General features: G+C 52.2%; 4 protein-coding genes, 5 tRNA genes and 3 rRNA genes. All 12 read left to right on the top strand.

Annotated elements, in window-relative coordinates; all coding sequences use genetic code 11:
* Positions 1 to 311: 311 nt before the first annotated feature.
* The 12 genes from ISX93_RS16855 to tuf all read left to right on the top strand — a co-directional run bounded on the left by ISX93_RS16855 (position 312) and on the right by tuf (position 9,751).
* A 16S ribosomal RNA gene (locus ISX93_RS16855) occupies positions 312 to 1,848 on the top strand.
* A gap of 93 nt (positions 1,849 to 1,941) precedes the next feature.
* Positions 1,942 to 2,018: transfer RNA gene (locus ISX93_RS16860), tRNA-Ile, on the top strand.
* A 31-nt stretch (positions 2,019 to 2,049) separates the two neighbouring features.
* Positions 2,050 to 2,125 (top strand) — tRNA-Ala (locus ISX93_RS16865).
* A 242-nt stretch (positions 2,126 to 2,367) separates the two neighbouring features.
* Positions 2,368 to 5,260: ribosomal RNA gene (locus ISX93_RS16870) — 23S ribosomal RNA — on the top strand.
* A gap of 142 nt (positions 5,261 to 5,402) precedes the next feature.
* Positions 5,403 to 5,518: ribosomal RNA gene (gene rrf, locus ISX93_RS16875) — 5S ribosomal RNA — on the top strand.
* Together the 16S, 23S and 5S rRNA genes with 2 tRNA genes alongside form the textbook arrangement of a ribosomal RNA operon.
* Positions 5,519 to 5,693: 175 nt before the next feature.
* Positions 5,694 to 6,653, top strand: a complete 960-nt coding sequence (birA, locus tag ISX93_RS16880) for a bifunctional biotin--[acetyl-CoA-carboxylase] ligase/biotin operon repressor BirA (RefSeq protein WP_195779929.1) — start codon at positions 5,694 to 5,696, stop codon at positions 6,651 to 6,653.
* On the top strand, positions 6,643 to 7,383 hold the full coding sequence (locus tag ISX93_RS16885; protein WP_195779928.1) for a type III pantothenate kinase: 741 nt from the start codon (positions 6,643 to 6,645) through the stop codon (positions 7,381 to 7,383). The genes birA and ISX93_RS16885 overlap by 11 nt, the downstream gene beginning before the upstream one ends.
* A 10-nt stretch (positions 7,384 to 7,393) precedes the next feature.
* Positions 7,394 to 8,080 (top strand): SPOR domain-containing protein, encoded by a 687-nt coding sequence (locus ISX93_RS16890; RefSeq protein WP_195779930.1) that lies wholly within the window; start codon positions 7,394 to 7,396, stop codon positions 8,078 to 8,080.
* A gap of 110 nt (positions 8,081 to 8,190) precedes the next feature.
* Positions 8,191 to 8,275: transfer RNA gene (locus ISX93_RS16895), tRNA-Tyr, on the top strand.
* 24 nt (positions 8,276 to 8,299) lie between these two features.
* Positions 8,300 to 8,373: transfer RNA gene (locus tag ISX93_RS16900), tRNA-Gly, on the top strand.
* Positions 8,374 to 8,398: 25 nt separating this feature from the next.
* Positions 8,399 to 8,474, top strand: a tRNA-Thr gene (locus ISX93_RS16905).
* Positions 8,475 to 8,557: 83 nt separating this feature from the next.
* Positions 8,558 to 9,751: an elongation factor Tu gene (gene tuf / locus ISX93_RS16910; RefSeq protein WP_195779927.1), complete on the top strand. Its 1,194-nt coding sequence runs from the start codon at positions 8,558 to 8,560 to the stop codon at positions 9,749 to 9,751.
* Positions 9,752 to 9,755 lie beyond the last annotated feature (4 nt).

Here is a 9,755-nt window from a genome sequence, read left to right on the forward strand (position 1 = left end):
CTGTAGAATTCGCCTCCCGCTACCGGCATGCAGTGTTGGTGTTAGTAGCGCAAGCGGTTGAGAAGAAACGAAAAATTCTTTGAAATAGGCTTGACGGAAGTAGAGGCTGCTGTAGAATGCGCGGCCTTGGTTGAGACGAACGAATCAGCCAAACGCTCTTTAACAACTGAATCAAGCAATTCGTGTGGGTGCTTGTGTAGTAAGACTGAGGATCGCAAGATTATCAGCATCACAAGTAACACTCGTTAATTTGAGAGTTTTTTGCGATTGCTGAGCCAAGTTTAGGGTTTTCTCAAAACCCGATCAGTATTGAACTGAAGAGTTTGATCATGGCTCAGATTGAACGCTGGCGGCAGGCCTAACACATGCAAGTCGAGCGGTAGAGAAAAGCTTGCTTTTCTTGAGAGCGGCGGACGGGTGAGTAATGCCTAGGAATCTGCCTGGTAGTGGGGGATAACGTTCGGAAACGGACGCTAATACCGCATACGTCCTACGGGAGAAAGTGGGGGATCTTCGGACCTCACGCTATCAGATGAGCCTAGGTCGGATTAGCTAGTTGGTGAGGTAATGGCTCACCAAGGCGACGATCCGTAACTGGTCTGAGAGGATGATCAGTCACACTGGAACTGAGACACGGTCCAGACTCCTACGGGAGGCAGCAGTGGGGAATATTGGACAATGGGCGCAAGCCTGATCCAGCCATGCCGCGTGTGTGAAGAAGGTCTTCGGATTGTAAAGCACTTTAAGTTGGGAGGAAGGTCAGTAGCTTAATACGTTGCTGATTTGACGTTACCGACAGAATAAGCACCGGCTAACTCTGTGCCAGCAGCCGCGGTAATACAGAGGGTGCAAGCGTTAATCGGAATTACTGGGCGTAAAGCGCGCGTAGGTGGTTTTGTAAGTTGGATGTGAAATCCCCGGGCTCAACCTGGGAACTGCATCCAAAACTGCAAAGCTAGAGTACGGTAGAGGGTGGTGGAATTTCCTGTGTAGCGGTGAAATGCGTAGATATAGGAAGGAACACCAGTGGCGAAGGCGACCACCTGGACTGATACTGACACTGAGGTGCGAAAGCGTGGGGAGCAAACAGGATTAGATACCCTGGTAGTCCACGCCGTAAACGATGTCAACTAGCCGTTGGGTTCCTTGAGGACTTAGTGGCGCAGCTAACGCATTAAGTTGACCGCCTGGGGAGTACGGCCGCAAGGTTAAAACTCAAATGAATTGACGGGGGCCCGCACAAGCGGTGGAGCATGTGGTTTAATTCGAAGCAACGCGAAGAACCTTACCTGGCCTTGACATGTCGAGAACTTTCTAGAGATAGATTGGTGCCTTCGGGAACTCGAACACAGGTGCTGCATGGCTGTCGTCAGCTCGTGTCGTGAGATGTTGGGTTAAGTCCCGTAACGAGCGCAACCCTTGTCCTTAGTTACCAGCACGTTATGGTGGGCACTCTAAGGAGACTGCCGGTGACAAACCGGAGGAAGGTGGGGATGACGTCAAGTCATCATGGCCCTTACGGCCAGGGCTACACACGTGCTACAATGGTCGGTACAGAGGGTTGCCAAGCCGCGAGGTGGAGCTAATCCCACAAAACCGATCGTAGTCCGGATCGCAGTCTGCAACTCGACTGCGTGAAGTCGGAATCGCTAGTAATCGTGAATCAGAATGTCACGGTGAATACGTTCCCGGGCCTTGTACACACCGCCCGTCACACCATGGGAGTGGGTTGCTCCAGAAGTAGCTAGTCTAACCGCAAGGGGGACGGTTACCACGGAGTGATTCATGACTGGGGTGAAGTCGTAACAAGGTAGCCGTAGGGGAACCTGCGGCTGGATCACCTCCTTAATCGAAGACTTCAGCTTCTTCATAAGCACCCACACGAATTGCTTGATTCACTTGCGAAAAGCGATTGGGTTAATAGACCCGAGAGAGACGATTGGGTCTGTAGCTCAGTTGGTTAGAGCGCACCCCTGATAAGGGTGAGGTCGGCAGTTCGAATCTGCCCAGACCCACCAATTGTCAAGGGTCGTGGCCAGATCATTAGATGGGGCCATAGCTCAGCTGGGAGAGCGCCTGCCTTGCACGCAGGAGGTCAACGGTTCGATCCCGTTTGGCTCCACCATTAACTCGAAATCGCTGAAAGCTCAGAACTGAGCATCTGCCTGGATAGGCTGAGATGTTGAGTTCTGGTCTTTGCGCCAGAACTGTTCTTTAAAAATTTGGGTATGTGATAGAAGTGACCAAACAATCTCTTTCACTGGTGATTGTTTGAGTCAAGGTAAAATTTGCGTGTTCTCAAGTGCAAATTTTCGGCGAATGTCGTCTTCACGTTCGAGACAGTAACCAGATTGCTTGGGGTTATATGGTCAAGTGAAGAAGCGCATACGGTGGATGCCTTGGCAGTCAGAGGCGATGAAAGACGTGGTAGCCTGCGAAAAGCTTCGGGGAGTCGGCAAACAGACTTTGATCCGGAGGTGTCTGAATGGGGGAACCCAGCCATCATAAGATGGTTATCTTGTACTGAATACATAGGTGCAAGAGGCGAACCAGGGGAACTGAAACATCTAAGTACCCTGAGGAAAAGAAATCAACCGAGATTCCCTTAGTAGTGGCGAGCGAACGGGGACTAGCCCTTAAGCTTCTTTGATTTTAGCGGAACGCTCTGGAAAGTGCGGCCATAGTGGGTGATAGCCCTGTACGCGAAAAGGTCTTAGAAGTGAAATCGAGTAGGACGGAGCACGAGAAACTTTGTCTGAATATGGGGGGACCATCCTCCAAGGCTAAATACTACTGACTGACCGATAGTGAACTAGTACCGTGAGGGAAAGGCGAAAAGAACCCCGGAGAGGGGAGTGAAATAGATCCTGAAACCGTATGCGTACAAGCAGTGGGAGCCTACTTTGTTGGGTGACTGCGTACCTTTTGTATAATGGGTCAGCGACTTATATTCAGTGGCGAGCTTAACCGAATAGGGGAGGCGTAGCGAAAGCGAGTCTTAATAGGGCGCTTTAGTCGCTGGGTATAGACCCGAAACCGGGCGATCTATCCATGGGCAGGTTGAAGGTTGGGTAACACTAACTGGAGGACCGAACCGACTACCGTTGAAAAGTTAGCGGATGACCTGTGGATCGGAGTGAAAGGCTAATCAAGCTCGGAGATAGCTGGTTCTCCTCGAAAGCTATTTAGGTAGCGCCTCATGTATCACTGCTGGGGGTAGAGCACTGTTTCGGCTAGGGGGTCATCCCGACTTACCAAACCGATGCAAACTCCGAATACCAGCAAGTGCCGAGCATGGGAGACACACGGCGGGTGCTAACGTCCGTCGTGAAAAGGGAAACAACCCAGACCGTCAGCTAAGGTCCCAAAGTTATGGTTAAGTGGGAAACGATGTGGGAAGGCTTAGACAGCTAGGAGGTTGGCTTAGAAGCAGCCACCCTTTAAAGAAAGCGTAATAGCTCACTAGTCGAGTCGGCCTGCGCGGAAGATGTAACGGGGCTCAAACCATACACCGAAGCTACGGGTATCACGTAAGTGATGCGGTAGAGGAGCGTTCTGTAAGCCTGTGAAGGTCAGTTGAGAAGCTGGCTGGAGGTATCAGAAGTGCGAATGCTGACATGAGTAACGACAATGGGTGTGAAAAACACCCACGCCGAAAGACCAAGGGTTCCTGCGCAACGTTAATCGACGCAGGGTTAGTCGGTCCCTAAGGCGAGGCTGAAAAGCGTAGTCGATGGGAAACAGGTTAATATTCCTGTACTTCTAGTTACTGCGATGGAGGGACGGAGAAGGCTAGGCCAGCACGGCGTTGGTTGTCCGTGTTTAAGGTGGTAGATCGAATGCTTAGGCAAATCCGGGCGTTCAAGATCGAGAACTGATGACGAGTTGTCTTTTAGATGACGAAGTGGTTGATGCCATGCTTCCAAGAAAAGCTTCTAAGCTTCAGGTAACTAGGAACCGTACCCCAAACCGACACAGGTGGTTGGGTAGAGAATACCAAGGCGCTTGAGAGAACTCGGGTGAAGGAACTAGGCAAAATGGCACCGTAACTTCGGGAGAAGGTGCGCCGGTGAGGGTGAAGTATTTACTACGTAAGCCCATGCCGGTCGAAGATACCAGGCCGCTGCGACTGTTTATTAAAAACACAGCACTCTGCAAACACGAAAGTGGACGTATAGGGTGTGACGCCTGCCCGGTGCCGGAAGGTTAATTGATGGGGTTAGCGCAAGCGAAGCTCTTGATCGAAGCCCCGGTAAACGGCGGCCGTAACTATAACGGTCCTAAGGTAGCGAAATTCCTTGTCGGGTAAGTTCCGACCTGCACGAATGGCGTAACGATGGCGGCGCTGTCTCCACCCGAGACTCAGTGAAATTGAAATCGCTGTGAAGATGCAGTGTATCCGCGGCTAGACGGAAAGACCCCGTGAACCTTTACTGTAGCTTTGCACTGGACTTTGAACTTGTTTGTGTAGGATAGGTGGGAGGCTTTGAAGCGTGGACGCCAGTTCGCGTGGAGCCAACCTTGAAATACCACCCTGGCAACTTTGAGGTTCTAACTCTGGTCCGTTATCCGGATCGAGGACAGTGTATGGTGGGCAGTTTGACTGGGGCGGTCTCCTCCTAAAGAGTAACGGAGGAGTACGAAGGTGCGCTCAGACCGGTCGGAAATCGGTCGTAGAGTATAAAGGCAAAAGCGCGCTTGACTGCGAGACAGACACGTCGAGCAGGTACGAAAGTAGGTCTTAGTGATCCGGTGGTTCTGTATGGAAGGGCCATCGCTCAACGGATAAAAGGTACTCCGGGGATAACAGGCTGATACCGCCCAAGAGTTCATATCGACGGCGGTGTTTGGCACCTCGATGTCGGCTCATCACATCCTGGGGCTGAAGCCGGTCCCAAGGGTATGGCTGTTCGCCATTTAAAGTGGTACGCGAGCTGGGTTTAGAACGTCGTGAGACAGTTCGGTCCCTATCTGCCGTGGACGTTTGAGATTTGAGAGGGGCTGCTCCTAGTACGAGAGGACCGGAGTGGACGAACCTCTGGTGTTCCGGTTGTCACGCCAGTGGCATTGCCGGGTAGCTATGTTCGGAAAAGATAACCGCTGAAAGCATCTAAGCGGGAAACTTGCCTCAAGATGAGATCTCACTGGAGCCTTGAGCTCCCTGAAGGGCCGTCGAAGACTACGACGTTGATAGGTTGGGTGTGTAAGCGCTGTGAGGCGTTGAGCTAACCAATACTAATTGCCCGTGAGGCTTGACCATATAACACCCAAACAATTTGTAGTTTGCGTGCTCGATGGTTGAAGTCGACAACAAACCGAAAGTTTGCCAGAACACGCATTACCAACCGATATCACATACCCGATTCGCTGTAGCGGCTAACCCCGAGACAGCAACAAAATTGCTTGACGACCATAGAGCGTTGGAACCACCTGATCCCATCCCGAACTCAGAAGTGAAACGATGCATCGCCGATGGTAGTGTGGGGTTTCCCCATGTGAGAGTAGGTCATCGTCAAGCACCTATCCCAAACCCCCGATCCGCGTAAGCGGGTCGGGGGTTTGCTTTTGCAGGATAGGGTTATAATCGAACTCGCCAAAACGGGCGCCGAAAAGCCGAACGATGAGCGATCGTGGTGTTGGAAAAGATCTGTACCAGTCACAGCAATCAAGCTGCAAATTTGCCAGCGGACAGCCTGTCGGCATTGATGAATATCCTGCAGGACGGTCGCTTTCATTCAGGCGAAGAGATCGGGGCATTGCTTGCGATCAGCCGTAGCGCTGTCTGGAAAAAAATTAAAAGACTCAAGGCTGAACGGGGTGTGAATATCCACTGTGTGAAAGGGCGGGGGTACAAGTTGGCAGACAGGATTATTGCACTTGACCCGCCCGGATACTTTTCTGGAGAGCATTTGTCCTGGCGCGTGGACGTTCTGCAGACGCTCGACTCTACAAATGCAGAGGCTTTTCGCCGGCTGGCTGCTTCCGTTCCAGCGCCCTTTGCAATAGTTACTGAGCAACAAACGGCAGGCAGAGGTCGTCGTGGACGAATCTGGATTAGTCCGTTTGGTGAAAATCTCTATTTCACTTTGGCTTTGAGGGTTGACCAGGGGATCCGCCAGCTGGAAGGTTTGAGCTTGGTTGTCGGGCTCGCGGTGGTAAATTCCTTGAAGAGTGTTGGTGTTGCGGATGTTGGCTTGAAGTGGCCGAATGATGTCTTGGCTTCTGGCCAAAAAATTGCCGGAATTTTGCTTGAGTTGGCCGGTGATGTTGCTGATGCTTGCCATGTCATTATTGGAATTGGCATCAATGCCAACATGCTTAATGCCGGGCAGGAGATTGATCAGAAATGGACATCAATACGCCAGCTAAGTGGAGCAATGATTGATAGAAATGTCTTGCTGTCAGAGTTGCAGCGGCAGATTGACGGCTATCTTGGAAGGCATTCGGCAGGAGGCTTTTCTGCTTTGCAGGCTGAATGGGAGGTTAACCATCTCTGGCAGCTACGCCCCGTGATTCTTTCTTCAGGGGAGAAAAAAATTACAGGAACTGTGGTCGGTGTTGATTCGTCCGGTGCTCTTAGGCTGCTAGTCGATGGTATTGAGCGCAAGTTTAGTGGTGGCGAGCTGAGCCTGAGGTTGCAGGATGATTCTTGAGATTGATTGTGGGAATAGTTTAATCAAGTGGAGGCTTTTTGATGCTGATGCATCACTGGTCGGCAAGTTTGGTGCTGCTGCTGATGAGGCTGAACTTAGAGAGCAACTTCTAGCTGATGAGCTAATGCTAGGCATAAAGCGGATACGCCTGGTGAGTGTCCGCTCCAGAGCCGAAACAAATCGCCTGGTTGACATGTTGAAAGTGCAGTTTTCTATTATTCCAGAGATTGCACAGCCGGCGCGGTTTCTTGCAGGTGTAGAGAACGGCTATAAGGACTACGGGAAGCTCGGCGCTGACCGTTGGCTGGCTGTCGTAGCTGCATACAGTATGAAGGCTGAGGCCTGTCTTGTGCTGGATATCGGGACGGCGATAACTGCTGATTATGTGGAGGCCGGTGGCCAGCATCTTGGGGGTTATATCTGTCCCGGATTAACGTTAATGCATAGGCAGCTGAGCGAGCACACCGGGCGTATTAGTTATGTACCTGGTTTGGTAGCGGAGTGCGCTGGGCCGCCTCAAACAACGTCCTCAGCGATTGAGTGTGGATGTCTGTTGATGCTGGAAGGATTTATCCGAACACAATTGACCCTCGCGGGCAAACACTTTGGCGGGGAGTTTTGCACCATATTGACGGGGGGGGATGCGTTGCTCGTGGCGGAGTTTGTGCCAAATGCATTAGTCATTCCTGACTTGGTGTTTCGCGGGCTTGCTATAGCTTGCCCTGATTGAGGCAGTGAATGTGCGCTGGTTGTTTTTGCTGTTGTTGGTCCTGAACCTGTTTTATTACATATGGAATCAACAGCGCGCCCCTCTGCATGGCGTAGAAATTGCGCCAATTGAGCAGTATCGAGCGCAAGAGAAGAACATTCGCCTTCTCAGTGAGTCAGCGGAGTCGAAGTCAGTGGCGTCTACGGAGGCTGCTTCTGATAAGGGTTCGTCAGTTTGCATGTTCTTTGGTGGGTTTGAGGCGCAGGAAGATGCTGAGATATTTCGGCAAAGGTTGTCCGGCCTAAATATCCAGTCTGAAGTATTAGGGGTCGATGCTGAGCCTGCTTTAGACTACTGGGTGTACCTACCGCCTCTAGCTTCTCGTGAGGCCTCGCTCCGCCAGTTAAAAGAGCTTCAGGCCAGGCAGATCGACAGTTTCATTATCGCTGATGGCGATCTTGCAAATGGGATATCTTTGGGCATTTTCCCGCGCCCAGAGTCCGCGGCCAGCGTTATTGGGCGTCTAGTCGAAGCGGGCTATGAGCCGATATTGCGAGAGCTTGAGCGCACACAGCGAAACTTCTGGGTGCGCGTGGGCGCGTCGGGAAGTCGGCTGCTGGATGATAATGTGCTTACGGTGTTGCTGCAGGACTTTGATGGCTTGAAGCACGAACTGAAGGCTTGCTCCGGTGTTGCTACAGATTGGAAGATTGAATAGAATGCGCGCGCCATTTGTGGGGCTGCATTTTTTTGAGGCTAACCTCAAGATTTATATAAGGTAAGGCTTGACAGTTGAGGGGGCGGCATAGAAAATGCCGCCTCCTTTTTGGAGGGATTCCCGAGCGGCCAAAGGGATCAGACTGTAAATCTGACGTCATAGACTTCGAAGGTTCGAATCCTTCTCCCTCCACCAGTTTCAAGCGTGAGTCAAGGCTCGGCGGGTATAGTTTAGTGGTAGAACCTCAGCCTTCCAAGCTGATGATGCGGGTTCGATTCCCGCTACCCGCTCCAAGTGCTGGTCTCACGCAACTGTTTTGCTCATGTAGCTCAGCTGGTAGAGCACACCCTTGGTAAGGGTGAGGTCAGCGGTTCGATTCCGCTCATGAGCTCCAAAATCATAAAGGCAGATATGCAAATATCTGCCTTTATTTTAATTTTGCGATTGATTCAATAACATCAGTGGGAGACGTTCGCGATGGCTAAAGAAAAATTTGAACGTAACAAACCGCACGTCAACGTAGGTACCATCGGTCACGTTGACCATGGTAAGACCACTCTGACTGCGGCTCTGACCCGTGTTTGCTCCGAGGTTTTCGGTTCGGCTCGCGTTGACTTCGATAAGATCGACAGCGCTCCAGAAGAGAAGGCTCGTGGTATCACCATCAACACCGCTCACGTTGAATACGATTCGGCCGTGCGCCACTACGCACACGTTGATTGCCCGGGTCACGCTGACTACGTAAAAAACATGATCACCGGTGCTGCTCAGATGGACGGCGCGATCCTGGTTTGCTCGGCCGCTGATGGTCCGATGCCGCAAACCCGTGAGCACATCCTGCTGTCCCGCCAGGTAGGCGTTCCTTACATCGTCGTCTTCATGAACAAGGCGGACATGGTGGACGACGCTGAGCTGCTGGAGCTGGTCGAAATGGAGATTCGTGATCTTCTGTCGACTTATGACTTCCCGGGCGATGACACCCCGATCATTATCGGTTCCGCGCTGATGGCTCTGAACGGTCAGGATGACAACGAGATGGGCACCACGGCCGTCAAGAAGCTCGTCGAGACCCTGGACAGCTACATCCCTGAGCCTGTTCGCGCCATCGACAAGCCTTTCCTGATGCCGATCGAAGACGTTTTCTCGATCTCCGGCCGCGGTACTGTTGTGACTGGTCGTGTTGAGCGCGGTATCGTCAAGATCCAGGAAGAGATCGAGATCGTTGGTCTGCGTCCTACTACCAAGACCACCTGCACTGGCGTTGAGATGTTCCGCAAGCTGCTGGACGAAGGTCGTGCTGGCGAGAACTGTGGCGTGCTGCTACGCGGCACCAAGCGTGATGACGTCGAGCGCGGCCAGGTGCTGGCCAAGCCGGGCACCATCAAGCCGCACACCAAGTTTGAGTCCGAAGTGTATGTGCTGTCGAAGGAGGAGGGTGGTCGTCACACGCCATTCTTCAAGGGCTACCGTCCGCAGTTCTACTTCCGTACCACTGACGTTACTGGGAGCTGCGAGCTGCCAGAGGGCGTTGAGATGGTAATGCCGGGCGACAACGTCAAGATGGTTGTTACCCTCATCAAGCCAATCGCCATGGAAGATGGCCTGCGTTTCGCGATTCGCGAAGGCGGTCGTACGGTTGGTGCGGGCGTGGTTGCCAAGATCATCGAGTAATCGG

The sequence above is a fragment of the Pseudomonas sp. N040 genome (assembly GCF_015637705.1).
Lineage (GTDB): Bacteria > Pseudomonadota > Gammaproteobacteria > Pseudomonadales > Pseudomonadaceae > Aquipseudomonas.

Coding starts and splice junctions, on each gene's coding strand:
- ISX93_RS16885 (WP_195779928.1), top strand. CDS start 6,643: ATGATTCTTGAGATTGATTGTGGGAATAGTTTAATCAAGTGGAGGCTT.
- tuf (WP_195779927.1), top strand. CDS start 8,558: ATGGCTAAAGAAAAATTTGAACGTAACAAACCGCACGTCAACGTAGGT.